This is a genomic window from Intrasporangium calvum DSM 43043 (assembly GCF_000184685.1).
Classification (GTDB): Bacteria; Actinomycetota; Actinomycetes; order Actinomycetales; family Dermatophilaceae; genus Intrasporangium; species Intrasporangium calvum.
In genome coordinates this window covers 2,088,960-2,112,804 of record NC_014830.1, presented here as the reverse complement: position 1 = coordinate 2,112,804, position 23,845 = coordinate 2,088,960, and the positions used below count along the sequence as shown (strand labels likewise).

Sequence of the window (23,845 nt, the reverse complement as noted above, 5' to 3'; positions counted from 1 at the left end):
GAGGACAGGCACCGATGACACGCAACCGGACCACCCCACCGCGCCACACCCGGCTCGGTGGATGGCCTGCTGCGGTGGCCATGGTGCCTCTCCTCGCCCTCGCGCTCACGGCGACGCCGGCCGTCGGCCTGGCGGCCGAGGACCTTCCCACGCCGACCGCGACGACGACCAGCAGCCCGTCGCCCACCCCCACTCCGACGAGCTCGGCGACCGAGACGCCGACGGCGCCGCCGACCGCAGAGCCGTCACCGACGACCTCCGGGACGACCCCTGGCACCGAAGCGGCGGCAACGACCGCCCCGGCCACTGATCCGTCGACCGAACCGAGCGCCACGTCATCGACCGACCTGACCGCCGCCTCGACCGACCTGCTCTCACTGCCGGTCCCGGGCCTGAGCGGCGGAGCCGCCGCCCTCGCGCTGCTGGGTGACCCCGGCGTGACGCCGCGGTACCTGCCGGCAGGCGCGCCCGCCGCAGGCCTCGGCCCATTCCAGTCCGTCCGTCTCGTCGCCCCGCTGCTCAACGGCGGGCCCGACCCCGTGACGGTGACGCCCCAGCTCGAGTTCCGGGTCGCCGGGACCGGCGACTTCCAGGTCGTCCCCGAGGCCGCCACGCCGGGCGTGCCGCTCCACTCCGCCGAGGAGTGGGTCGCCACCGAGACCGGCTCCGCGCCGGCGCCGAGATCGACTCCGATCCCGGCCGACTCGCTGCACGTGACGATTCCCGACGGCCTCACCGCAGTGGCCGGCCAGCGCTCCAGCGGGATCAACCCGGTCACCCCCTACTTCCTCCCGCCGGGCACCGCCACCGAGCAGGAGTTCACCGTCACGCTGTCCATCGACGCCGGCTACGGGACGAGCTACGAGCTGCGCGTCACGGACGACGGGTCAGCGATCCCGCTCCTCGAGCCGGCGACCGTCACCGTCGGAGCCGCGCCGGCGACCCTCGCCAGTCCCGGCCAGCAGGACGGCGAGCAGGTCTCCGGGCTCCCGGAGGCCCAGGCCACCGCCTACGCCCTCGTCGGCGCGCCAGAGGCTGACGCGACGAAGACGAGCTACCCCCTCTACACCGCGCTCGCCGGCCCCGACGTGGCGACCGACGCGGTCATCACGGTCGGCCCCAACGGGCCGGGCACGATCCACAACCCGGGAGCCTCCACGACGAGCGGCCAGTGCGGCGTGTGCCACCAGACGCACTCGGCGAAGTCGCAGAACCTCGTGAAGAAGTCGTCCGAGACCGACCAGTGCTACACCTGCCACGCCGGTGGAACCGGAGGGGCGGACGTCCAGGCGCAGTACGCCCTCGGCCAGCCTGCGAACGACCCCACGACGCGCTCCTACTGGTCGCACGACACCACCGACCCGGGGGACCACACGCTCGACTCCAAGAACGAGTTCGCGGGCGCGCTGAGCCGCCACAGCCAGTGCAGCGACTGCCACGACCCGCACGGCGCGACGACGTCGAAGTCGACGATGACCGCCACCGGCTGGACCGCCCCCGGCGGGTTCACCAAGGTGGGCGGTGTCGCCGTGACCAACGGGGCTGCCGGCACCGCGCCGACGTACACCTGGCTCGACGGCATGGTCCAGCCCGTCACGGCCGAGTACCAGCTGTGCCTCAAGTGCCACTCGGGCTTCACGACGCTCCCCGAGGACGTGGCAGGCAAGCCGTCGCAGAGCTTCACCGACCTCGCCGTGGACTTCAACCCGGCCAACGGCTCCTATCACCCGATCGAGGCCCCGGGCCGCAACCAGACCCAGAAGCTCGCCGACAGCCTCGCCGGGCCCTCGCCCTACAAGCTGTGGAACTTCACGACGAACGACACCGTCCGCTGCGTCAGCTGCCACGCGAGCAACACGACCGGCACCTCCGCCGACCCGGCGGAGAACGGGCCCGACGCGACCCTCACGGTCCACGCCTCGACGAACCGCGGCATCCTCATCCGGCCCTACGAGAACCGCGTCCTGTCCAAGGCCGGCCAGTACTACGACGCCAAGGGCTTCGCCCTGTGCCTTGCCTGCCACATGGAGACCCCGTACCTGAACCGCGTCCGGCCGGCCGCTGCCGAGGGCACGAACTTCGTCTTCCACGGCCTGCACGTCTCCGGCATCACGACCAAGGGCAGCGGCGGGCTCGACATCGACACCCCGGGCGCTGGGCAGGGCAACGCCCGCTGCGCCGAGTGCCACTTCAGCAGCCATGGCACGACCCAGCTGCCCGACGGCCAGCAGGTCGCGGGGGACCGCCTCATCGGCTTCCCGCCGAACGTCCTGCCGAGCAAGGCGATGGGAGGCGTCCCGACCTTCAAGAAGACGGCCACCGGCGGCACCTGCACCCTGACCTGCCACGGCAAGGACCACCAGGGCGCGACCTACAGCAACTGATGGCCGTCCCGTCCGCACCCGACCACCACGCGACGTCGGTGACCCCGGAAGCGGGCCCGGCGGCATACGACATGGCCTGCCGGCCACCGGATGTGAGCCAGGTCTCCGTGACCCGGGGGACCACCTGGACGGGGCATGGACGGGCATGGACGGGCATGGACCGGATCTCTATCTGACATGTGCCTTGCGGCGGATAGTTCAGCAAATCGCTCAAAAGCACACTGGATTCACCAACCTTCACCACCGACCACTGTCTTCTGACCCAGGAGTGAGACCCATGTCCCGAGCCAAGGGCGCCACCACCACGACGAGCCCCACGCGCGTCAAGTCCGACCTCCTGGCCCGGCTCGGGCTCGACGCGGGGGCGGACGACCAGGAGGTGGAGGCCACCCACGACCAGATCGTCGAGTACCTCGAGGGGGCCCCGACCGACATCCGCGGGTGGGCCGACCGCCGGCAGCAGGAGGTCGACCGCGTCTTCGCCCTGCTGACCGGACCCGAGTCCGAGCTGCGGGCCCTCGCCCGGCCGAGCGGAGCAGGTGCGGCGGCCGAGACCACCGAGCCGAACCGGACCAACCGGATGCTCGTCGGCATCATCGCCGTCCTCGTCACCATCGGCGTCGTCCTCGGCGTCTACTGGATGGGCAAGCCCGACGTCCCCGAGATGACCACGGCGCAGGACACCAGCCAGACGCAGACGGCCGCCGCCGTCGACCCCGCCAAGCTCGCCGAGCTGACCAAGAAGGTCGAGGCGAACCCCAAGGACATCGCCTCCCTCCAGGGCATCGCCGACCTCTACTTCGGCGCCAACGACTGGGCCAACGCGAAGGCGTTCTCGCAGAAGGCGCTCGACATCGACCCGAAGAACGCGCAGGCGCTCATCAGCCTCGGCGCGGCCGCCTACAACTCCGGCGACAACGCCACCGCCGAGAAGACCTGGAAGGCCGGCGTCGCCGCTCACCCGGACAACGCCGAGCTGCACTACGACCTCGGCTTCCTCTACATGACGACCGGCCGCTCCGATCTCATGCAGTCCGAGTGGAAGAAGGTCGTCGAGATCGACCCGAACAGCGAGCTCGCCAAGACCGTCCAGTCCCAGGTCGGCGACGTCACGAAGCCGTCCGGCCAGCCCACCACCACCAAGTAACCGACCAGCCACCCAGCGGACGACGCGGACCACGGAGCAGACTGACATGACCGGCAACATCACCCTCGCAGTGGCGTTCCTGGCAGGCATCGTCTCCTTCGCCTCGCCGTGCTGCCTGCCGATGGTGCCGGCCTACGTCAGCTACATCGTCGGCGGCACTGGGGCGGAGGTCCGGCCCACGCGGCGCACCACCCTCCAGCAGGCAGTGGCGTTCGTCATCGGCTTCACCGTCGTCTTCGTCGCCCTCTGGGCCTCCATCGGGCTCGTCGGCTACCTGCTCCGCGACCAGGTCGACGTGCTGCGCAAGGTCGGGGGAGTGGTGCTCATCCTGATGGGCCTGCACGTCGCTGGCCTCATCTCCCTCCCCTTCCTCACCCGGCAGAGCGGGCTGTCCATGGGCAGCCTGCTCCGCCGCCGGGCCGACGGCACCGTCGAGCAGCAGAGCCCGCACGTCGGCCGGTCGGTCCTCTTCGGGGTCGTCTTCGCCGCCGGCTGGACGCCGTGCGTCGGCCCGATCCTCAGCGGCATCATCGGCCTCGCCTCGCTCCGCTCGAGCGTCGGTGAGGGAGCTGCGCTCCTCGTCGCGTATGCCGTCGGGCTCGGTCTGCCCTTCATCTTCGTCGCGCTCGGGGTGAGCGCCCTGGGCAACCGCCTCAACTGGTTCGTCCGCCACGAGGCCGCCGTCTCGATGGTCACCGGATCGATGCTCGTCATCGTCGGCTTCCTGATGATGACCAACCTCTTCGTCCGTCTCTCCCAGTACGTCCCCGGGTTCACGATATGAGCCGCCTCGGCCCGGAGCCCGCCTCCACCACGACCTGCAGCAGCACCCGCCACCACCACCGCCAGCTGAAAGAGGCATCGAGATGACCACCAGCGTCAGGAACCGCCAGGAGGCCAGCTCGCGCGTCGCGACGCGCGTCACGGCCCACGTGCCTGGCCATGTCGACAGCGTCGACGACGACCTCGGGCACGTCGAGCACGGCGTCGACGTCCTCGACGGCCTCCAGAAGCAGGACGCGAACCACCCGCACCACCGCAACCAGCACCCGCTCAGGCGCGTCTGGCTCTTCCTCATCTCGATGCGCACGGGTCTGTGGATCATCCTGCTGCTCGGCATCCTCACCCTCTTCGGCACCCTGCTCATGCAGGCCACGCCCGAAGCCCGCGCGGACGAGCAGACCTACGCGCAGTGGCTCGCCGGCACCCCCTCCGAGCGCTACGGCGGCTGGGTCGGCATCCTCGACAAGCTCGGCCTCTTCCACGTCTTCTCGACGTGGTACTTCCAGGGCCTCTTCGTCCTGCTCAGCATGAGCATCCTCGCCTGCTCGATCAACCGGGCCCCCAAGCTGTGGCGGGTCGCAACCCATCCGCGGACCTCGATGCGCGAGGTGTTCTTCACCCACGCGCCGCTCCGCGCCACGGTCGACCTGCCCGGCGACGTCGAGACCGCAGCCCAGCAGGTCCGGGACGCCTTGCACGGCAAGCACTTCCGGGTCATCGATGGCACGACGACGACCGGCGCGGACGTCTACGGTGACCGCTTCCGCTGGGGCCCGTTCGGCACCGTCGTCGCCCACCTCAGCATCATCGTCATCATGCTCGGCTTCGTCGTCTCGGCGACGACCGGCTTCAAGGACACCGACTTCATCGCGCCCGTCGGGGTGGACGTGCCGGTCGGCCACGGCACCGGCCTGACGGCCAAGGCCCTCTCGTTCACCGACACCTACTACGAGAACGGATCGCCGAAGGACTACGTCTCGGACGTCGTCCTCACCAAGGACGGCAAGCAGGTCGCCCGCCAAGAGGTTCGCGTCAACACCCCGCTCATCTACGAGGGCGTGTGGTTCCACCAGGCCTTCTTCGGGATCGGCGTCGACGTCACCGTCAAGGAGCAGGGCAAGGAGATCTTCCGCCAGATGGTCCCGCTCAAGTGGCAGTCGAACGACGGCCAGCAGAGCATCGGCCAGTTCGAGATCCCCGGCAAGGGCGTCAGCGTCTACGTCATCCAGGCCGCCTCCGGCCAGGTCCTCAAGGAGCTCCCCGCCGGCACCGCCCAGTTCGAGGTCCACAAGGACGGCGTCGAGAACCCGCTCGGCTGGCCAGTCATCGACCAGGGCAAGTCCGCCGACGTCGACGGACTCACCTACACCTTCGAGCGCAACCGCCCGTACACCGGCCTCACCGTGAAGCAGGACAAGGGGTCCTGGCTCGTCTGGCTCGGCTCGGCCCTGCTCATCATCGGCAGCTACCTCGTGTTCTTCATGGCGCACCGCAGGATCTGGGCTCGCATCCGGTCCAACGGCGACGGCACGAGCCGCGTCATGGTCGGCGCCCCGCTCAAGCGGGACCCCGCCTTCGAGCCGGTGTTCAAGAACATCGTCTCCACCATCAAGACGTCCGACGCCTGAGTCGGCCCACCACCACCAAGGAGCCACTGAGATGCTCACCTACTCACAGTTCGCGTTCGTCGCAGCGCTCATCACGGCCGTCCTCGCGACCTTCGCCTACTTCTGGGCCATGGCTGCCGGACACCGCGCCGTGTCGCAGCGTGCACCCCGACGCCAGCGAGTCCTCGTCGGCGAGGCCGGAGACGACCTCCTGGACGACCTCGACGGCCCCGGTGCCCCGCTGAACGAGCCCGCTGCGCCGGCCTACTCGACCATGTCGGCCACCACGTTGGCCCGCATCGGCACCCGCCTCACCTGGCTCGCCATCGCCTTCCTCACCGCGTGCCTCGCGATGCGGATGGCCGCCACGGGCAACGGCCCCTTCGTGACGCAGTACGAGTTCGCGACGTCGATGGCGTGGGGCATCCTCGTCTCCTACGCGTACTTCGAGTGGAAGTACCGCGCGCGGACCCTGGCACTCTTCGTGATGCCGCTCGCCGTCGTGGCGCTCGCCTACGCCGGCACCCAGCCGACCGAGGTGGACCCGCTCGTCCCGGCCCTGCAGAACAGCCTGCTCCTGACGCTCCACATCATCGTCGCGGTCTTCGCCTACGGCGCCTTCGCGGTGAGCTTCGCCGCTGCGGCCCTCGACCTGTGGACCCCGCAGAAGTGGCGTCACCTCATCCCCAAGCCGGAGGTCCTGGACCGGCTCGGCTACCGCGCCGTCGTCATCGCCTTCCCGCTCGACACGATGGTCCTCGTCCTCGGTGCGGTCTGGGCCGAGATCGCCTGGGGCAGCTACTGGAGCTGGGACCCGAAGGAGACGGCCTCGCTCGTCACGTGGCTCATCTACGGCGGCTACCTGCACGCCCGCGTCGCCCGTGGCTGGACCGGCAAGCGCGCGGCCTGGCTGCTCGTCATCGGTTTCGCCAGCGTCGTGCTGACGTTCGTCGGCAACGCCTTCTTCGGCGGCCTGCACAGCTACGCCTGACCCACTCCCCGCCCCAGCTGCGCCCGCTCCAGGCGCATCGCAGCCAGCGAACACTGAAAGGAAGCGATCGAGATGTCCGATCGGGCTCTCCGGGACGCAGCCGCCAAGCGGCTCCCAGAGGACGAGTTCCTCGACGAGGTCGACCTGGTCGACCACCAGGACGACGAGGACTTCGACGTGGAGGACATCCTCGAGGCCGAGCTGAACGGGGAGGAGGACCGCGCGGACGGGGAACCGGCGTCGAGTGTGGTGGCCACGCCGGCTCCCCGTCCCGTGCCATCCGCGGGGGCGGTCGACGGGCTGGCGGAGCCCGAAGTCGAGGAGGATGCCGCTGGGCTCGGTTCCGGGGGCCGCCGTAGCCTTCGCGAGCGGATCCGGTCGAGCCGTTACGGCACGCTCGTCGTGCTCCTCGTGACCGCCGGCCTGGTGGCCGGCGGGATGTGGCTCGTCGACGGCCGCAGCCCGGGCGGGGAGACCCTGCCCAACGGGGCGACCGCGGTGAGCATCCCCGGCAAGTCGACCGTCCCGCCGCCGAAGGTCGGGTCACCGGCGCACGACTTCACGGTCACGACGATCGACGGGGACCAGGTCTCCCTGAGCGACTACAAGGGCAAGGCGGTCTGGGTCGTCTTCGGCGCCAGCTGGTGCGCCCCGTGCCAGGCCGAGGTCCCGGACATCGAGGCGGCCTACCGGAAGTTCGCGCCGAAGGGCCTGGAGATCCTCGGCGTCAACATCACCGAGGACACCCCGACGGTGCGCGACTACGCGAAGCGGGTCGGCATCACCTTCCCCGTCGCGGCCGACCCCGAGTCGGCGGTCGCCGACGCCTACCGCGTCTCGGCGATCCCGGCCCACTTCTTCATCGACAAGGACGGCGTCCTCAGGCAGATCTGGCAGGGGAGTGTCTCCGAGACCAGCATCGAGGCCTCCTTGAAGGGACTGGTGGCACCATGACCCCATCCTCGGACGGACCGCAGCAGGCCGGTCCACCGCGGCCTCCCGACCCGGTCGTCCCCCCCGGGGGGCCGACCCCCGGGGGGCCGACGCCCCGTGCCGAGGCCGCTGACGCGGGCTCGGCTGAGACCGGTTCTGCGCCATCGGAAGGCTTCTGGGCCCGCTGGCGGCGGAGGCTGCGGCGCCTTGTCCCCGTCCCCAAGACGCCCCTCGGCGTCCTCGCCCTCGTCGGTGGCGTCCTCGTCATCGGCGCGATCGGCACGCTGGGCGGCGTCGAGGTCGTGCACTACTCCGAGGGCGCGAGCTTCTGCACGACGTGCCACACCATGGAGCCGCAGAAGAAGGCCTACGAGGCCGGCGTCCACCAGGACGTCGCGTGCGGGGAGTGCCACGTCGAGCCAGGCGTGCTGGGGTTCGTCAAGGCCAAGCTGGCCGGGACGCGTGAGCTCTACGCGCTCGTCACCAACACCTACCCGACCCCGATCCCCGCCATCGAGCACGACGCGCTGCCGACCACGGAGCAGACCTGCGAGAAGTGCCACCCGCTCTCGCAGATCGCCAAGGACGGACAGCCCACCAAGCTGATCACCCGGGCGAGCTTCTCCCGCGACGAGAAGAACACCCGGAACGACCTGGCCGTCCTCATCCGGCCGGCCCAGGCGGGCACCGCCGACGAGGTCTCGATGCACTGGCACGTGCTGCAAGAGGTCACCTACACGTCGACCGAGGAGCACCAGCAGACGATCGACTCGGTCGAGTTCCGGGACTCCAAGACCGGCGAGCTCGTCCAGTACATCGCCGAGGGCGCCGTGCGGCAGTCGGCCAACGCGGACGCCGACATCGCCCGGCTCAAGGCGACCGGGTCGACGCGGACGATGGACTGTCTCGCCTGCCACAACCGCGTCGGGCACGACATCCCGTCCGTGGACAAGGCAGTCGACCAGGCCATGGCCAGCGGCGCCATCAGCCCGACGCTGCCGTACATCAAGCGCAACGCCATCACCTTGCTGAACCGCACGTACGCCACTGACGAGGACGGCGAGGCGGCCATCGGCAACCTGGCCGAGCTCTACAGCGCGGACTACCCGGCCGTGGCGAAGGACAAGGCGAAGGAGATCGCGGCGGCGAGCAAGGCCATCGCCGGGATCTATGAGCTCGTCGTCACCTCCGAGATGAACACCCGCGGCGGCACCTACGCGGACAACCTGGGCCACCAGAGCTCTCCCGGATGCTTCCGGTGCCACGACGGGGCCCACTACAAGGTCGTCGAGGGGCAGGTCACCAAGGAGACGATCCCCTCGACCTGCAACACCTGCCACACGTTCCCGCAGGGCGTCTCGACGCCGGCGAGCGTGCCGATCGGCAAGGGGTCGACCGAGCCGGTGAGCGTGCCGATCGGCAAGGAGCCGGCCGACCACGCCGACCCGCTCTTCGTCTTCAGCCACCGCAATGTCGCAGGCGCAGTCAAGCCCGCGGCCAGCTCCTGCGGCGCCTGCCACGAGGCTTCGTACTGCCAGGACTGCCACGACAGCGGCGCGGTCAAGGTGGACCACTACGGGATGCTCTACAACCACGCGCAGTCGGTCCTCGACGCGGGGAGCAAGAACGCCTGTGCAGTGTGCCACCAGCCGGCGTACTGCTCGCAGTGCCACAAGGACCCCGTCCTGGTGCAGTCCAACGCCAAGCTGAGCAAGGGAAGTGGGTAGCGATGAGCACTCCACGCCATCACGTGGTCGAGGACCACGAGGTCTGGCTCGGCGTCCAAGAGGCGAGCGACATGCTCGGGGTCTCCCCGGCGACGCTCCGCAGGTGGAGCGCGGCGGGCAAGGTCCGGGCGTTCACCACACCCGGCGGGCACCGGCGCTACGCGGAGACCACGATCCGGCAGCTGCTCGGTCGGGCGGCCGGGACCGATGCGTCCGGGTCCGCGTGGGGTGAGTCGGTCGACCGGGCCGCCTGGCTGCTCCACGAGCAGCTGGCTCCGGTGTGCGGCGTGCTGTCGTGGATCCAGCGGACCACCCCGGACGAGCGCCAGATCCTCGGCCTGGCCGGGCGGTCCATGGTGCACGGACTGCTGGGGTACGTCGACGGTCGCTCCGACCCCGAGTGCGAGGCGGCGATCCGGCCGGCCATCGAGGCCGCCGCTGTGCACGGACGGATCGCGGCGCGCCACCACGGCGACCTCGGAGAGACGGTCGAGACCTTCCACCGGATCCGCGGGGCCGTGGTGGACGACCTCGCCGCGCGCGCCTGCCTGGCCGGGCTGGACACGCCGCGCGCGACGCGCCTGATGGCTCGGGCCAACGACGGCGTCGACCGTCTCATCGTCGCTCTGGTGGACGCACATGCAGCTGCGCCGGGACCCGTCGTCCGCTCCTCCTGAGGGGGCACCGAACGAGCGAAACCGCTCATCCCCGCCGTCGGCGGAGATGAGCGGTTTTCGTCGTCTTGAGCGAATTGCTCTGCGGGGTGGCCTGATTCACACCATAAGCGGGATTGTGATCATTGTGGGTGGGTGGGTTTCTCGGAACGATCAAGGGGAGTCGAGGAGCCGGAAGAAGGGGACATGGCCGCGAACCTGAGCACACGAGCCACACTGGCCAGACGGGTCAGACGATGGTTCCTCCCGATCGTCGGCGTCCTCGTCGGCGTCCTCGTGGGACTGTCGTTCTTCACCTTCGGCTACGCCAACGGGTCGGCCTACTTCGGCAAGGACCCGCAGGCGTGCGCCCAGTGCCACTCCATGAACGACCAGTTCACCGCCTGGTCGAACGGCGGGCACCGCCACGTCGCCACCTGTCAGGACTGCCACGCGCCGCACGACGACCCGGTGGCGTGGGCCCTGGACGAAGCGGACAACGGGTTCTGGCACTCGCTGAAGTTCACCTTCGGGGCGTACCCCCAGAACATCAAGATCCGCGAGAAGAACCGGGAGGTCGTCCAGGAGGCGTGCCTCTACTGCCACAAGGAAGTCGTCAGCAGGACCGAGATGAGCCGTCCGCACGGCGAAGGGGTCTCGTGCCTGCAGTGCCACAGCGAAGTCGGTCACGAGAGGTAAGGGCGCCATGAGCGACAACACACCCAGAACCACCGGAGCACCAACCGCTCCCCGTCGACGGAGGCGGTTCCTCCTCCTGGCGTTCCTCGTCGGGGGAGCGGTCGTGACGTTCGCGGTCGCCGCCCTGCTCGTCAACATCATCGAGCGGCGAGCCGAGGACAAGACCACCTTCGTCAAGGTCACCGAGCTGACGAACAAGACCTACGACCCCGCCGTCTGGGGACAGAACTTCCCGGCCGAGTACGAGGGGTGGCAGGCCACCGAGGAGATGGAGCCGAAGGACGTCGAGAAGCGTGCGGCCACCCCGGAGGACCCTCGGACCATCGTGGCGCAGCAGAAGCTCGTGAAGGACCCGCGGCTCGTCACCATGTGGCAGGGCTACGCCTTCGCGATCGACTACCGGGAGCCACGGGGACACGCCTACATGCTGCTCGACCAGCGACACACCCGCCGCACGCTCGAGCGCCCGCAGCCGGGGGCCTGCCTCAACTGCCACGCCTCGCTCCCCGAGATCACCACGGCGCTCGGCAACGGTGACGAGGCGGCCGGCTGGGCGGCGATGAACAAGATGCCGTACACCGACGCGACCAAGCTCGCCACGCACCCCGTCGGCTGCATCGACTGCCACGAGCCCGAGACCATGGCCCTGCGGGTGACCCGCCCGGCCTTCATCGAGGGCATCAAGGAGCTCAAGGCCTCACAGGGCGTCGAGAACTACGACGTCAACAAGCAGGCGAGCTTCCAGGAGATGCGCAGCTTCGTGTGTGCGCAGTGCCACGTCGAGTACTACTTCAAGGGCGAGGAGAAGACACTCACCTTCCCCTGGGAGAACGGCCTGACCGTGGACGGCGCCCTCAAGTACTACGACGAGGTGGGCTTCACGGACTTCACCCACAAGCTCACCGGCGCCCGAGTCCTCAAGGCCCAGCACCCGGACTACGAGACCTACAGTCAAGGCGTCCACGCCACGGCCGGCGTGACCTGCGCGGACTGCCACATGTCGTACAAGCGGGAAGGGGCGATGAAGATCACCGACCACCAGGTCCGCAGCCCGATGACCAACGAGGCGACGATCAACCAGGCCTGCCTGACCTGCCACAAGACCGACGAGGCCGACATGCGGGCGCGGGTAGACACGATCCACGACCGGTACGAGGCAGCCAAGAACGTCTCCTTCGACGCCCTCACCGCCCTCATCAAGGACATCGAGAAGGCGGCCCAGACCGGTGTGGCCGCGGACCGCATCGAGAAGGCGCAGTCGTACCAGCGGAAGGCGCAGTTCTTCGTGGACTACGTCGTGTCCGAGAACTCGCGCGGCTTCCACGCACCGCAGTACACGCTGCGGGTCCTCAACGACGCGACCGACGCCTCGCGGCTCGGGCAGCTCGCCCTCGTCGGGGTCGAGCCGGAGACGACGACGAAGCCGGCCCTCCAGCCTCCCGCGACCTCCTGACGACGAGGGCCGACGACTTCTCGGCGTGTCCGCGCGACACGCCGAGAAGTCCTCGAAACAGGCGAGAAACTTTGCGCGAACCCCTTGCCAACGCCAGGTGTTGGGATTAGAAAGGAACTACCGACCCGCTTCGGCGGATCGGATCTTCCTCACTTCGGTGGGCGAAGATCGAAGGCCCGGGAACTCATACTTCCCGGGCCTTCACCTTCCAGGCGACGCCGCTCGAAGGCGGACGGTTCCGGCCCCGTGGCTCTCACACCCACGGGGCCCCGCCCTTGCCCCGCCCTTGCCGCGCCATGACCCCGCCATGACCCCGCCATGACCCCGCCGTGACCCTGGGACCCAGCCCAGCGGCATACGGTTGAACGGGTCCGGACGCATGGTGGCCCTGCGATCTCACACACCGCAGGGCCACTCCCATTGAACCGGCTCGCTCCCTTGCGCCCAAATCGACACGCCCGACGACGGGCAACCGGCTCGACATAGGATGCGGGCCATGACCGAGCAGGCCGGCGACAGGACGGCTCAGGCACCCCAGTCGGTTGGCGCCCCCGGACTCGAGGACCACGCGAGCTTCGCGCACGTCGACGACGGGTTCGAGCGTCTCTGGACGCCGCACCGGATGGCCTACATCGTGGGCGACAAGCCCGGTGACGAGGCCGGCGCCGGCTGCCCGTTCTGCGCCGCCCCCGACAAGGCCGACGACGAGGGCCTCATCGTCCACCGCGGCACGCACTGCTACGTCGTTCTGAACCTCTTTCCCTACAACCCCGGCCACCTGCTCGTCTGTCCCTACCGCCACGTGTCGCTCTACGTCGACCTCACCGACGACGAGACGGACGAGTTCACGCGCCTGACCAAAGCAGCGATCCGGGCGCTCGAGGCAGCCTCCGGTCCCCACGGCTTCAACCTCGGCATGAACCAAGGGGCGGTCGCCGGCGCCGGAGTCGCAGCGCATCTGCACCAGCACGTCGTGCCACGGTGGGGTGGGGACTCGAACTTCCTTCCCATCGTCGGACAGACCAAGGCGCTGCCGGTCCTGCTCGAGGACACGCGTCGGCGGGTCGTCGCCGCCTGGCCCCGCGACTGACATCCCATCGTCACCGCGGCGTCGTCCCGGGCGCGACCGCGCTCGTCGGTCCGGTCAGTAGGCTGGTGCCACCATGCTCAACAGACTCCTGCGTGCGGTCGTCACGAAGATCCTCGGTCCGGTCGCCCATCTCTTCCTGCGGCTCGGCATCAGCCCTGACGTCGTGACCATCGTCGGCACCATCGGAGTCAGCGCCGGGGCGCTCGTCTTCTTCCCGCGCGGCGAGCTCTGGGTCGGCGCCCTCGTCATCACCGCGTTCGTCTTCTCGGACACCATCGACGGGATCATGGCCCGCCAGTCCGGCCAGCCGACCAAGTGGGGCGCGTACCTCGACTCGACCCTCGACCGGGTCGGCGACGCGGCCATCTTCGGCGGGCTCGTCATCTACTACGCGTCCCGGGGCGACAACAGCGTCATGGCCGGGCTCGCCCTCGCCTGCCTCATCCTCGGCAGCGTCGTCTCCTACGCCCGGGCCCGGGCCGAGGGGCTGGGCTTCACCGCGTCGGTCGGGATCGCCGAACGGGCCGACCGGCTGGTGGCGGTCCTCGCTGCGGCCTTCTTCGCCGACCTCTTCGACTCGACGCTCCTGCTCGGAGCCGTCCTCGCCCTGCTCGCCGTCGCGAGCGCGGTCACCGTCCTGCAGCGCATCCTCACGGTCCGCTCGCAGGCACTGGCCACCGGAGAGGTCAACCATTGACCGGCGCGCCCCGCCCGTCGGCCACCGCTGAGCCCCGCGCCCCGCTGACCAGACGAATGACCGACCGCCTGACCGTGGCCGGGTTCAAGCTGGGCTGGCGGACGCTTCGCGTCCTGCCAGAGCCCGTCGCCTACGGGCTGTTCGACCGCATCGCCGACCTCAGCGTCCGCCGCGGCGGGAAGCGGATCGAGCGGCTCCGTTCCAACTACCGAAGGGCCCGGCCCGAGCTCGACGACGCCGCTCTGGACGCGCTCGTCCGCGACGGGATGCGCTCCTACATGCGGTACTACTGCGAGGCCTTCCGGCTGCCGTCGCTCAGCCGAGCGCAGATCGACGGGGCCGTCGTCAGCCGGGGCGAGGAGGAGCTGCGGGCCTTCGCCGCCAAGGGCGAGACCGTCGTCGTCTTCGTCGGCCACCTGGGCAACTTCGACCTCGGGGCTGCCTGGGCTGCAACCCAGCTCGCGCCCGTGACCACCGTGGCCGAGCGGCTCGAGCCCGAAGCGGTCTTCGAGGAGTTCGTCGCCTTCCGCAACGCGATCGACATGGACATCATCCCGTTGACCGGGGGCGAGGACCCCTTCACGGCGCTGGTGCGGGTGGCCCGCGCCGGCGGACGGGTCATCGCGCTCGCGAGCGACCGGGACCTGACGAGCAACGGCGTCGAGGTCGAGCTCGTCGGCCACCCGGTGCGGATGGCCAAGGGACCGGCGGTGCTCTCGCTCCTGACCGGAGCCCCGCTCTACTGCGCCTCGATCCACTACGAGCCGGCGCCGAAGGGCACCGGGCTGGGTGGCTACCGAACGGTCGTCGAGTTCAGCGAGCGTCTCCGGCCGCGGGTGGAGGGTCCCACCGCCGCCAAGGCCCGGGACCTCATCCAGCAGTGCGCCGACCACCTGACACCGACCATCCGCGAGCACACCTCGAGCTGGCACATGCTGCAGCGGGTCTTCGTCGACGACCTGGACCGGCCGCCCGACCAGCGGCCCGACCAGCGGCCAGACCACGACTCTGACCACGACTCTGACCACGACTCGGAGCGGGGCACCGGATGAGGATCGGGATCGTCTGCCCCTACTCCTTCGACGTGCCCGGAGGGGTCCAGTTCCACGTCCGCGACCTCGCCGAGCACTTCATCGCTGAGGGGGAGGAGGTCTCGGTCCTCGCGCCGGCCGAGAGCGAGACCGCGCTGCCCGGCTACGTCGTCTCCGCGGGCGGAGCCACTGCGGTGCGCTACAACGGCTCGGTCGCCCGCCTGAGCTTCGGTCCGGTGACCGCCGCCAAGGTCGGCCGCTGGCTCGACCACGGCCGGTTCGATGTCCTCCACATCCACGAGCCGATGGCTCCGAGCGTCAGCGTCCTGGCCCTCATGGGGGCGGACGGGCCGATCGTCGCGACCTTCCACACCTCGATGATCCGGTCGCGCACCATGCAGACGGCCTACCCGATCATCCGGCCCTCCCTGGAGAAGGTGGCTGCCCGTATCGCCGTCAGCGAGGACGCCCGGCGGACCGTGACGACGCACATCGGCGGAGACGCGGTCGTCATCCCCAACGGCGTCTACGTCGAGCGGTTCGCCTCAGCGCCGCAGCGACCGGAGTGGCAGAGCACCCCCGACCGGCCCACGGTCGCCTTCCTCGGACGGATGCACGAGTCCCGAAAGGGGCTGCCGGTGCTCGCTGCTGCCCTGCCGGCTGTCCTCGACCAGGTTCCCGGGCTGCGCCTGCTCGTCGCCGGACCCGGGGACCCGGCCGAGGCAAGCGAGGGGTGGCCGGACCGGGTGCGTGGCGCGACCGAGTTCCTCGGCGCGGTGTCTGACGCGGACAAGGCCTCGCTCCTGGCGTCGGCCGACGTCTACGTCGCTCCGAACACCGGCGGTGAGAGCTTCGGGATCATCCTCATCGAGGCCATGGCCGCCCGTGCGTGCGTCCTCGTCAGTGACCTGGCGGCCTTCTCCCGTGTCCTCGATGGCGGTGCCGTGGGGGCGATGTTCCGCAACGAGGACCCGGCCCACCTCGCCGAGCAGCTGACCGGCCTGCTGCAGGACCCGCAGCGGCGCAGCGTGCTCGCCGATGCCGGCCAGGCGCGGGCCCACCTGTTCGACTGGTCGGTCGTGGCCGAGCAGATCCGGGCCGTCTACGAGACCGTCATCGAGGGGAGCCTGGCTGCCCAGGCGGAGCCCTCCACACGGTGGAACCGCTTCCTGCGCGGGAGTGCCCGATGACCGACGTCCTGTCGTGGGTCTTCGCGACGCTCTTCGTCCTCGTCATCATCGCCTGGTACCTCACCTACACCGCGGCACGGCTCGACCGGCTGCACGTGCGCCTCACCGGCACCCTGGCGGCGCTCGACGCCCAGCTGGTGCGCCGTGCGGAGGCCTCGCTCGAGCTCGCCCACAGCGGTCTGCTCGACGGAGCGACGTCACTCATCCTCGCGAACGCGGCGGCGGAGTCCCTCGAGAACCCGGGCGAGCACGGCGAGATCCGAGAGGCCGTCGAGAACGACCTCACGGAGGCGCTCCAGGTCTCGCTGACCGGGGAGGTCTGCGCGGCGCTCCGCGACGACGGACCGCTCGCCGTCGACCACCTCGGGCGGCTGCGCTCCGCCTGCAACCGCGTCCAGCTCGCCCGGCGCTTCCACAACGACGCGGTGACCGACGTCCGCCGCGTCCGCCGCAAGTGGGCCGTGCGCCTTTTCCGTCTCGCCGGGCACACCCCCCTGCCGCGCACCGTCGAGTTCGACGACGAGATGCCCGCGGGACTGGCTGCCTGACCCCGTCGGCGGGCGTCGGGACGGGCTGGCGGCCCGCCGGCCGCTCGCGGCGGAGTGCCCCCCGGGGCTCCCGGCCCTCGGTCGCGATGACCTGGATGCGTCGCCTCAAGCCGACGCATCCGGGTCAAGAGGACCGACCGCGAGGCGCATCCAGGGGAGGTCGACGCATCCAGGTCGAACGCGCACACGCACTGACCCGCCACACGGATCACTGCGCGAGTCGCTCGACCTGCATCCGGGTATGCCTCCGCCATAAGGACCCGACCGCCACCTCGTCGTCCCGCGCGTGCTCAACTCCTACCGCGGCTGGGACACCCGCCACCCCCGTCCGCGACGTCGCCTGGGCGATCGAGCAGGCCGCCCACCGGTTCGGAGCCACGTGCCTACCGGAGGCGGTCAAGCGGATCGGTGCGATGGGCCTACGATTTGTGGAACAACCGAGCACGAAAGCAGGACGAGCGTGAGCACACCCGAGACCCCGTCTCAGCCCCAGCCCGACAGCGCCACCGGCACGTCACCCGTCAAGCGGGGGATGGCCGAGATGCTCAAGGGCGGCGTCATCATGGACGTCGTCAACGCCGAGCAGGCCAAGATCGCGGAGGACGCCGGCGCCGTCGCGGTCATGGCCCTCGAGCGCGTTCCGGCCGACATCCGCGCCCAGGGCGGCGTGTCCCGGATGAGCGACCCCGACATGATCGACGGCATCATCTCCGCGGTGTCGATCCCCGTCATGGCCAAGGCCCGCATCGGTCACTTCGTCGAGGCCCAGGTGCTCCAGAGCATGGGCGTCGACTACATCGACGAGTCAGAGGTCCTCACCCCCGCCGACTACGCCAACCACATCGACAAGTGGCAGTTCACCGTGCCCTTCGTCTGCGGGGCCACGAACCTCGGGGAGGCCCTGCGCCGGATCACCGAGGGCGCGGCGATGATCCGCTCCAAGGGCGAGGCCGGCACCGGCGACGTGTCCAACGCGACGACGCACATGCGCCAGATCCGCGCCGAGCTCCGTCGCCTGCACAACCTCCCGGAGGACGAGCTGTACGTGGCCGCGAAGGAGCTGCAGGCGCCCTACGCGCTCGTCGCCGAGGTCGCCAAGGCCGGCAAGCTGCCCGTCGTCCTCTTCACCGCGGGCGGCATCGCCACTCCGGCGGATGCGGCGATGATGATGCAGCTCGGCGCCGAGGGTGTCTTCGTCGGCTCCGGCATCTTCAAGTCCGGCAACCCGGCCCAGCGCGCCGAGGCGATCGTCAAGGCGACGACCTTCTACGACGACCCCGACGTCATCGCCAAGGTCTCCCGTGGCCTCGGCGAGGCGATGGTTGGCATCAACGTCGACGAGATCCCCCAGCCGCACCGGCTGGCCGAGCGCGGCTGGTGACGTAGCCGCAACCCCGAGCACGCCGTATGCCGCTGGGCTGACTCAGCCCAGCGGCATACGTCTGCCTGTGGCGGGGTCTCGTACCTCGCGACACACCCGCTGACTGCGCGCTCACCGCACCTGCAGCGCGAGGCCACCCGCGCTGTCCGGGTGTGTCGGCGGCACGGCACGCTCAGCCCTCGGGCGAGCCTTCCTCGACCCCGGAGAAGAGCGCCGTGAGGTCGAGCGACGGAACGTGCTTGCGTGAGGCGAGGGAGACGTACTTGCGTGCCATGGTGTCCTTGCCGAACCCGAGGACGGTGCTCAGCAGTCCGATCGCCTCGGCGAGCGCGTCGGGGGGCTCGGCGCTGACGATCCGGCGCCACATCGCCTCCTCGAGCGAGTTGAAGGCCATCTGCACCTCGGAGATGTCGAAACCAGCCTCGAACCGCTCGGACGCGATGCGGTCCGCATAGGCGGAGAGCGGGATGAGGCTGCGCGTCTCGATGGCGTCGACGACGAGGCCGAACAGCTTGGCCAGTCGGTCCCGGGTGAACGTCTCTCCGGCCCTCTCGTAGTGGGCCACCTGCGAGCGCTGCAGGGCGCTGAACGCCTCGTCGAGTATGTCCGACTCGGACTGCCGCAGCACGGTCTCCAGCTTCATCTGTACTCCTCTGGTCGGTGGGTCCAGGCGTTCAACCCGCGGGCCCCAGTCTGGCCCCACGTGACCAGGACGGTGTGTGCCGGGGTCACGTGACGGCTCCGCGGCACGCGAACTCCGCCCGCTCGAACTCGTGCCCGTCGAGCACGGCCCGGAGGTCCGCGGCCGCCGCGACCGCATCGACGTGCGTGACGTACAGCGGCGCGAACCCGAGCCGGACGATGTCGGGCTCGCGGTAGTCGCCGATGACGCCGCGGGCGATGAGCGCCTGCACCACGGCGAAGGCGTCCGGGTGGCGCAGGGACAGCTGCGACCCGCGGCGCTCGGGTGCGAGCGGCGTCGCGACGGGCAGGTCAACCGCGAGCGCGTGCAAGGCGTCGAGGAAGGTCGAGGTGAGCGACAGCGACTGTGCGCGCACGTCCCGCATGGTCAGGCCGTCAAACGCCTCGAGGGCCGCTTCCAGCGCGAGCACGGACAGCATCGGGGGAGTGCCGACCCGGAGCCGGTCGATCCCCACGGCAGGTGTGTAGGTCCGGGCCATCTCGAACGGTCAGGCGTGACCGAACCACCCCGTGAGTGGCTGGTCGAAGGCGGCACCGAGCTCGGCGATCGCCCGGGGTGCCTCGGGCGGGGCCACCCGGCGGACGTCAAGCCCTTCGACCCGCGCGGCGGCCCCGGCGATGTAGAGGTCCGTCGGGAAGGACGCGGGGTCGGTCAGGACGACCGTGCGTCCCGGGCGCAGGCGCGCCGCCCCCACGACGGCCTTGAACAGGTTGACCGTGGTCGCGTCGGTGACGACCACCTGGCCCGCCGCTGCCCCCACCAGGCGCCCGATCCGGTCAGTGGCGCGTGGGCGTCGAGGTCGGCCGCGCGGGAGAGGAGGTCGTCGAGGAAGCCGTCGGCGTCGAGCATGCGCAGAACGTACCTCGGGCCGCAGGGGGCTCGGACCGCGGATTCACGCTGAGCCAGCCCAGCGGCATACGATCTGGGGTTTGTGACAGTCACCATCGGCGTCCTCGCCGTCCAGGGCGACGTGCGCGAGCACGTCGCGGCCCTCACCGACCTCGGCGTCGCTGCGGTCACGGTCCGGCGGCCGCACGAGGTCGACGCGGTCGACGCGCTCGTCATCCCCGGCGGGGAGTCGACGGTGATGGACAAGCTCGTCCGGGCCTTCGAGCTGCAGGAGCCCCTCCGGAAGCGGATCGCGAACGGCATGCCGGTCTACGGGTCGTGTGCCGGGATGATCATGCTCGCCGACCGGATCGCCGACGCGCGCCCCGACCAGGAGACGCTCGGCGGGATCGACATGACGGTGCGGCGCAACGCCTTCGGCCGGCAGGTCGACTCCTTCGAGACCGACCTCGACTACGTGGGCCTCGCGGGGACGGTGCACGCCGTATTCATCCGCGCCCCTTGGGTCGAGGCGGTCGGCGACGGGGTCGAGGTCCTTGCGCGCGTGAGCCACGGAGCCGCCGCCGGTAGGATCGTCGCGGTTCGGCAGGGAAACCTCATGGCGACCTCCTTCCACCCGGAAGTCGGTGACGATCGCCGGATCCATGCCGAGTTCGTCAGGATCGTCGAGCAGTGCCGCTGACCGGCCAGCGGGCGAACGCATCAGAAACGGAACGCGAGGGAACTGCATGAGCGGCCACTCCAAATGGGCCACCACGAAGCACCAGAAGGCGGCCAAGGACGCCAAGCGCGGCAAGCTCTTCGCCAAGCTCATCAAGAACATCGAGGTGGCGGCGCGGCAGGGCGGTGGTGACCCGGCAGGCAACCCGACGCTCTACGACGCGATCCAGAAGGCGAAGAAGACCTCGGTCCCCAACGACAACATCGACCGCGCCCTCAAGCGCGGCTCGGGCGCCGAGGCCGGCGGGTCGGACTACCAGACGATCATGTACGAGGGCTATGCCCCCAACGGGGTCGCCCTGCTGATCGAGTGCCTCACCGACAACCGAAACCGAGCGGCGGCCGAGGTCCGGACCGCCTTGACCCGCAACGGCGGCCAGCTCGCCGACCCCGGCTCGGTCGCCTACGTCTTCAGCCGCAAGGGCGTCGTCATCGTCCTCAAAGCCACGACCTCGGGCGAGTTGTCAGAGGAGCAGATCCTCGAGGTCGTCCTCGACGCGGGCGCCGAGGAGGTCAACGACAACGGCGAGACGTGGGAGATCGTCTCCGAGGCGAGTGACTTCGTCGCGGTGCGCACCGCGCTGCAGCAGGCGGGGATCGACTACGACTCGGCGGAGGCGTCGTTCGTGCCCAACCTCCAGGTTCCGCTGGACCTCGACGGCGCGAAGAAGATGATCCGCTGCATCGACGCCCTCGAGGACAGCGACGACGTCCAGAACGTCTACGCCAACGGCGACATCCCCGACGACGTCCTCGAGCAGCTCGACAGCGAGGAGTGACGGCCGACCGAGCCACGGGGCGGCGGTGCTGCCGTATGCCGCTGGGTTCGGTCCGCGCCGAAGGCACGCCGCGCGCGGCGTGCCTTCCGTCGCTCCGGGGGAGGGTGCCGTTACGGTGGAGCCGAACACGTGTTCGGTCAGCTGATCAAGTCTGGAGGTGGGTCGTGCGCGTCCTCGCGGTGGACCCGGGCCTCACCCGGTGCGGCGTCGGTGTCATCGACGGCCTGCCCGGTCGCCGGCTCTCGCTCGTCGAGGTCGGCGTCATCCGGACTCCGTCGACCGACGCCACGCCGAAGCGGCTCGTCGCCCTCGAGGAAGAGCTGCGCGAGTGGTTCGAGCGGACCCGACCCGAGGCCGTCGCCATCGAGCGGGTCTTCGCCGACACCAACCTCTCGACCGTGCTGGGCACAGCCCAGTGCACGGGCATCGTCATGATGCTGGCCGAGCGTCGCGGCCTCCCCGTGACGCTGCACACCCCGACCGAGGTCAAGGCAGCGGTCAGCGGCAGCGGACGGGCCGACAAGCGCCAGGTGACGACGATGGTCACCCGGCTGCTCGGGCTCGACCACGCGCCGCGCCCCGCCGACGCCGCCGACGCGCTCGCGCTGGCGATCTGCCACGTGTGGCGCGGCGGCACCCAGAACCGCCTCGCCGCGGCCGCGGAGGCACACGCCACGACCCTCGCCGCCCGCACGGCGACCCGACCCAACCCCGTCCCCACCGCTGGAGCGCCCCGCAGATGATCGCCTCGCTGTCCGGAACCGTCCTCAAGGCAGGCCTCGACTCGGTCGTCGTGGCCGTGGGTGGGGTGGGCATGCTCGTCCACACGACACCGGCCACCGCCGCCGCGCTGCGGATCGGCCAGCCCGCCGACCTCGCCACGACGCTCGTGGTGCGGGAGGACTCCCTGACGCTCTACGGGTTCGCGACGGAGGAGGAGAAGCACGTCTTCGAGACGGTGCAGACGGTCTCCGGGGTCGGGCCCCGCCTGGCCCTGGCGGTGCTCGCAGTGCACGACCCCACGTCCGTGCGCCGGGCCCTGGGCTCGGGCGACATCGCGGCCCTGACCAAGGTGCCGGGGATCGGCAAGAAGGGCGCCGAGCGGCTCGTCCTCGAGCTGCGCGACAAGCTCGGCGCGCTCGCCGGGTCGAGCGACGGCGCGAGCATCGGGCACCAGCGCATGGACGGCGAGCCGTGGCGCGAGCAGGTCCGCGAGGCCCTGGTCGGCCTCGGCTGGACGGTGCGGCAGGCCGACGACGCCCTCGACCGGGTCGCCCCCCAGGCCGCCGACGGGGCCAGCGTCTCCGCGATGCTGCGGGCGGCGCTGCGCGAGCTGGGCCGATGACCGTCGACGAGCAGGGCTGGGACCAGTCCTACGAGGCGACCGCCCGGATCGTCGACGCCCGCAGCGATCCCGACGACCGGCAGGTCGAAGCAGCCCTCCGGCCGCGGCGACTCGACGACTTTCCCGGGCAGACCCGGGTCCGCGACCAGCTCGGGCTCGTCCTTCGGGCGGCGAAGGGACGCGGCACGCCACCGGACCACGTGCTGCTCTCCGGCCCGCCGGGCCTCGGCAAGACCACCCTCGCGATGATCGTGGCCAGCGAGCTGGAGCAGCCCATCCGGATCACGTCCGGGCCCGCGATCCAGCACGCTGGCGACCTCGCCTCCGTCCTCTCCTCGCTCGCGGAGGGGGAGGTCCTCTTCCTCGACGAGATCCACCGGATGTCGCGCGCCGCGGAGGAGATGCTCTACCTCGCGATGGAGGACTTCCGCGTCGACGTCATCATCGGCAAGGGCCCGGGCGCGACGGCCATCCCGCTCGAGCTGCCGCCCTTCACCGTCGTCGGCGCCACGACCCGGGCCGGGCTGCTGCCGGCCCCGCTGCGCGACCGCTTCGGGTTCACCGGCCACCTCGACTTCTACGACCCGAGCGACCTCGTGACGATCCTGCACCGCTCCGCCCGCCTCCTCGGCCTCGACGCGGACGAGGACGGCATCGTCGAGATCTCCGTGCGCTCGCGGGGAACGCCCCGGATCGCGAACCGGCTCCTCCGCCGGGTGCGCGACTGGGCGCAGGTCCACGGCGAGGACCGGGTCACGCAGGCTGCCGCCCGCCAGGCACTCGAGCTCTTCGACGTCGACGAGCGAGGCCTCGACCGGCTCGACCGCGCCGTCCTCGACGCGCTCTGCCGACGTTTCGGCGGCGGTCCGGTGGGGCTGTCCACGCTGGCCGTCGCCGTGGGGGAGGAGCCCGACACGGTCGAGACCGTCGCCGAGCCGTTCCTCGTCAGGGAGGGCTTCATGGTGCGCACCCCGCGCGGGCGGGCCGCGTCCGCGCTGGCCTGGCAGCACCTCGGGCTGACCGCACCGCTCGACGCGCAGGGACTGTGGGGGGCCACCCTGCCGCTCGAGGAGGGGACAAACGGACGGTTCGAGACGTGACCACGGCGCGACCGCGGCCAAAACGTGACCGAGCC

24 protein-coding genes are annotated in these 23,845 nt (G+C 70.5%); 21 read left to right on the top strand and 3 right to left on the bottom strand.

What is annotated here, in order from left to right; translation table 11 throughout:
* Nucleotides 1-14: 14 nt before the first annotated feature.
* The 16 genes from INTCA_RS18680 to pdxS all read left to right on the top strand — a co-directional run bounded on the left by INTCA_RS18680 (nucleotide 15) and on the right by pdxS (nucleotide 18,314).
* On the top strand, nucleotides 15-2,384 hold the full coding sequence (locus INTCA_RS18680; RefSeq protein WP_013492703.1) for a cytochrome c3 family protein: 2,370 nt from the start codon (nucleotides 15-17) through the stop codon (nucleotides 2,382-2,384).
* 277 nt (nucleotides 2,385-2,661) lie between these two features.
* Nucleotides 2,662-3,531, top strand: coding sequence for a tetratricopeptide repeat protein (locus INTCA_RS09500; RefSeq protein ID WP_013492702.1), 870 nt, complete (start codon nucleotides 2,662-2,664; stop codon nucleotides 3,529-3,531).
* A gap of 46 nt (nucleotides 3,532-3,577) precedes the next feature.
* Entirely contained in the window at nucleotides 3,578-4,315 is a 738-nt protein-coding gene (locus INTCA_RS09495; protein ID WP_013492701.1) for a cytochrome c biogenesis CcdA family protein, read from the top strand.
* Between the two features lie 82 nt (nucleotides 4,316-4,397).
* Nucleotides 4,398-5,942: a cytochrome c biogenesis ResB family protein gene (locus INTCA_RS09490; RefSeq protein ID WP_013492700.1), complete on the top strand. Its 1,545-nt coding sequence runs from the start codon at nucleotides 4,398-4,400 to the stop codon at nucleotides 5,940-5,942.
* Between the two features lie 31 nt (nucleotides 5,943-5,973).
* Entirely contained in the window at nucleotides 5,974-6,912 is a 939-nt protein-coding gene (ccsB, locus tag INTCA_RS09485; RefSeq protein WP_013492699.1) for a c-type cytochrome biogenesis protein CcsB, read from the top strand.
* 72 nt (nucleotides 6,913-6,984) lie between these two features.
* Complete coding sequence (locus INTCA_RS09480) at nucleotides 6,985-7,866, top strand: TlpA family protein disulfide reductase (protein ID WP_013492698.1); 882 nt, start codon at nucleotides 6,985-6,987, stop codon at nucleotides 7,864-7,866.
* Nucleotides 7,863-9,572, top strand: a complete 1,710-nt coding sequence (locus INTCA_RS09475; RefSeq protein WP_013492697.1) for a cytochrome c3 family protein — start codon at nucleotides 7,863-7,865, stop codon at nucleotides 9,570-9,572. The genes INTCA_RS09480 and INTCA_RS09475 overlap by 4 nt, the downstream gene beginning before the upstream one ends.
* Before the next feature lie 2 nt (nucleotides 9,573-9,574).
* The gene (locus INTCA_RS19845) at nucleotides 9,575-10,249 is read left to right on the top strand and encodes a MerR family transcriptional regulator (protein ID WP_013492696.1); all 675 of its coding nucleotides are present in this window, start codon (nucleotides 9,575-9,577) and stop codon (nucleotides 10,247-10,249) included.
* Between the two features lie 183 nt (nucleotides 10,250-10,432).
* Nucleotides 10,433-10,924, top strand: coding sequence for a cytochrome c nitrite reductase small subunit (gene nrfH / locus INTCA_RS09465; protein WP_013492695.1), 492 nt, complete (start codon nucleotides 10,433-10,435; stop codon nucleotides 10,922-10,924).
* A 7-nt stretch (nucleotides 10,925-10,931) separates the two neighbouring features.
* On the top strand, nucleotides 10,932-12,377 hold the full coding sequence (locus INTCA_RS09460) for an ammonia-forming cytochrome c nitrite reductase subunit c552 (protein ID WP_013492694.1): 1,446 nt from the start codon (nucleotides 10,932-10,934) through the stop codon (nucleotides 12,375-12,377).
* 496 nt (nucleotides 12,378-12,873) lie between these two features.
* Nucleotides 12,874-13,467, top strand: a complete 594-nt coding sequence (locus tag INTCA_RS09455) for an HIT family protein (RefSeq protein WP_013492693.1) — start codon at nucleotides 12,874-12,876, stop codon at nucleotides 13,465-13,467.
* Between the two features lie 73 nt (nucleotides 13,468-13,540).
* Nucleotides 13,541-14,164 carry a phosphatidylinositol phosphate synthase gene (pgsA, locus tag INTCA_RS09450; protein ID WP_013492692.1) on the top strand — a complete coding sequence of 208 codons (624 nt, stop codon included), beginning with the start codon at nucleotides 13,541-13,543 and terminating at the stop codon, nucleotides 14,162-14,164.
* A gap of 56 nt (nucleotides 14,165-14,220) precedes the next feature.
* A complete protein-coding gene (locus tag INTCA_RS09445; RefSeq protein WP_013492691.1) occupies nucleotides 14,221-15,216 on the top strand; it encodes a phosphatidylinositol mannoside acyltransferase in 996 nt (331 codons plus the stop codon).
* Nucleotides 15,213-16,385 (top strand): glycosyltransferase family 4 protein, encoded by a 1,173-nt coding sequence (locus INTCA_RS09440; protein ID WP_013492690.1) that lies wholly within the window; start codon nucleotides 15,213-15,215, stop codon nucleotides 16,383-16,385. The genes INTCA_RS09445 and INTCA_RS09440 overlap by 4 nt, the downstream gene beginning before the upstream one ends.
* Nucleotides 16,382-16,933, top strand: coding sequence for a hypothetical protein (locus INTCA_RS09435; protein ID WP_013492689.1), 552 nt, complete (start codon nucleotides 16,382-16,384; stop codon nucleotides 16,931-16,933). Before INTCA_RS09440 ends, INTCA_RS09435 begins: the two co-directional genes overlap by 4 nt.
* A gap of 460 nt (nucleotides 16,934-17,393) precedes the next feature.
* Complete coding sequence (gene pdxS, locus INTCA_RS09430) at nucleotides 17,394-18,314, top strand: pyridoxal 5'-phosphate synthase lyase subunit PdxS (protein ID WP_013492688.1); 921 nt, start codon at nucleotides 17,394-17,396, stop codon at nucleotides 18,312-18,314.
* A 172-nt stretch (nucleotides 18,315-18,486) separates the two neighbouring features.
* On the opposite strand, the gene INTCA_RS09425 is transcribed toward pdxS, so the two are convergent.
* The 3 genes from INTCA_RS09425 to INTCA_RS19980 form a co-directional block, all read right to left on the bottom strand.
* Entirely contained in the window at nucleotides 18,487-18,957 is a 471-nt protein-coding gene (locus tag INTCA_RS09425) for an RsbRD N-terminal domain-containing protein (RefSeq protein ID WP_013492687.1), read from the bottom strand.
* Nucleotides 18,958-19,042: 85 nt separating this feature from the next.
* Entirely contained in the window at nucleotides 19,043-19,471 is a 429-nt protein-coding gene (locus INTCA_RS19985) for a kynureninase/PvdN C-terminal domain-containing protein (RefSeq protein WP_174411513.1), read from the bottom strand.
* A gap of 33 nt (nucleotides 19,472-19,504) precedes the next feature.
* Nucleotides 19,505-19,777: a hypothetical protein gene (locus INTCA_RS19980; protein ID WP_052337995.1), complete on the bottom strand. Its 273-nt coding sequence runs from the start codon at nucleotides 19,775-19,777 to the stop codon at nucleotides 19,505-19,507.
* A 171-nt stretch (nucleotides 19,778-19,948) separates the two neighbouring features.
* On the opposite strand from INTCA_RS19980, the gene pdxT reads away from it, so the two are divergent.
* The 5 genes from pdxT to ruvB all read left to right on the top strand — a co-directional run bounded on the left by pdxT (nucleotide 19,949) and on the right by ruvB (nucleotide 23,810).
* Entirely contained in the window at nucleotides 19,949-20,548 is a 600-nt protein-coding gene (pdxT, locus tag INTCA_RS09415) for a pyridoxal 5'-phosphate synthase glutaminase subunit PdxT (RefSeq protein ID WP_013492686.1), read from the top strand.
* Nucleotides 20,549-20,594: 46 nt separating this feature from the next.
* A complete protein-coding gene (locus INTCA_RS09410) occupies nucleotides 20,595-21,365 on the top strand; it encodes a YebC/PmpR family DNA-binding transcriptional regulator (protein ID WP_013492685.1) in 771 nt (256 codons plus the stop codon).
* 164 nt (nucleotides 21,366-21,529) lie between these two features.
* Nucleotides 21,530-22,108, top strand: coding sequence for a crossover junction endodeoxyribonuclease RuvC (ruvC, locus tag INTCA_RS09405; protein WP_013492684.1), 579 nt, complete (start codon nucleotides 21,530-21,532; stop codon nucleotides 22,106-22,108).
* Nucleotides 22,105-22,710 carry a Holliday junction branch migration protein RuvA gene (gene ruvA / locus INTCA_RS09400; protein ID WP_013492683.1) on the top strand — a complete coding sequence of 202 codons (606 nt, stop codon included), beginning with the start codon at nucleotides 22,105-22,107 and terminating at the stop codon, nucleotides 22,708-22,710. The genes ruvC and ruvA overlap by 4 nt, the downstream gene beginning before the upstream one ends.
* The gene (gene ruvB, locus INTCA_RS09395; protein WP_013492682.1) at nucleotides 22,707-23,810 is read left to right on the top strand and encodes a Holliday junction branch migration DNA helicase RuvB; all 1,104 of its coding nucleotides are present in this window, start codon (nucleotides 22,707-22,709) and stop codon (nucleotides 23,808-23,810) included. The genes ruvA and ruvB overlap by 4 nt, the downstream gene beginning before the upstream one ends.
* The last annotated feature ends 35 nt before the right edge of the window (nucleotides 23,811-23,845 follow it).

Excerpts from the sequence above, each read along its gene's own strand:
- INTCA_RS18680 (WP_013492703.1), top strand. The coding sequence starts at position 15 with ATGACACGCAACCGGACCACCCCACCGCGCCACACCCGGCTCGGTGGA.
- INTCA_RS09500 (WP_013492702.1), top strand. The coding sequence starts at position 2,662 with ATGTCCCGAGCCAAGGGCGCCACCACCACGACGAGCCCCACGCGCGTC.
- INTCA_RS09495 (WP_013492701.1), top strand. The coding sequence starts at position 3,578 with ATGACCGGCAACATCACCCTCGCAGTGGCGTTCCTGGCAGGCATCGTC.
- INTCA_RS09490 (WP_013492700.1), top strand. The coding sequence starts at position 4,398 with ATGACCACCAGCGTCAGGAACCGCCAGGAGGCCAGCTCGCGCGTCGCG.
- ccsB (WP_013492699.1), top strand. The coding sequence starts at position 5,974 with ATGCTCACCTACTCACAGTTCGCGTTCGTCGCAGCGCTCATCACGGCC.
- INTCA_RS09480 (WP_013492698.1), top strand. The coding sequence starts at position 6,985 with ATGTCCGATCGGGCTCTCCGGGACGCAGCCGCCAAGCGGCTCCCAGAG.
- INTCA_RS09475 (WP_013492697.1), top strand. The coding sequence starts at position 7,863 with ATGACCCCATCCTCGGACGGACCGCAGCAGGCCGGTCCACCGCGGCCT.
- INTCA_RS19845 (WP_013492696.1), top strand. The coding sequence starts at position 9,575 with ATGAGCACTCCACGCCATCACGTGGTCGAGGACCACGAGGTCTGGCTC.
- nrfH (WP_013492695.1), top strand. The coding sequence starts at position 10,433 with ATGGCCGCGAACCTGAGCACACGAGCCACACTGGCCAGACGGGTCAGA.
- INTCA_RS09460 (WP_013492694.1), top strand. The coding sequence starts at position 10,932 with ATGAGCGACAACACACCCAGAACCACCGGAGCACCAACCGCTCCCCGT.
- INTCA_RS09455 (WP_013492693.1), top strand. The coding sequence starts at position 12,874 with ATGACCGAGCAGGCCGGCGACAGGACGGCTCAGGCACCCCAGTCGGTT.
- pgsA (WP_013492692.1), top strand. The coding sequence starts at position 13,541 with ATGCTCAACAGACTCCTGCGTGCGGTCGTCACGAAGATCCTCGGTCCG.
- INTCA_RS09445 (WP_013492691.1), top strand. The coding sequence starts at position 14,221 with ATGACCGACCGCCTGACCGTGGCCGGGTTCAAGCTGGGCTGGCGGACG.
- INTCA_RS09440 (WP_013492690.1), top strand. The coding sequence starts at position 15,213 with ATGAGGATCGGGATCGTCTGCCCCTACTCCTTCGACGTGCCCGGAGGG.
- INTCA_RS09435 (WP_013492689.1), top strand. The coding sequence starts at position 16,382 with ATGACCGACGTCCTGTCGTGGGTCTTCGCGACGCTCTTCGTCCTCGTC.
- INTCA_RS09425 (WP_013492687.1), bottom strand. The coding sequence starts at position 18,957 with ATGAAGCTGGAGACCGTGCTGCGGCAGTCCGAGTCGGACATACTCGAC.
- INTCA_RS09410 (WP_013492685.1), top strand. The coding sequence starts at position 20,595 with ATGAGCGGCCACTCCAAATGGGCCACCACGAAGCACCAGAAGGCGGCC.
- ruvA (WP_013492683.1), top strand. The coding sequence starts at position 22,105 with ATGATCGCCTCGCTGTCCGGAACCGTCCTCAAGGCAGGCCTCGACTCG.
- ruvB (WP_013492682.1), top strand. The coding sequence starts at position 22,707 with ATGACCGTCGACGAGCAGGGCTGGGACCAGTCCTACGAGGCGACCGCC.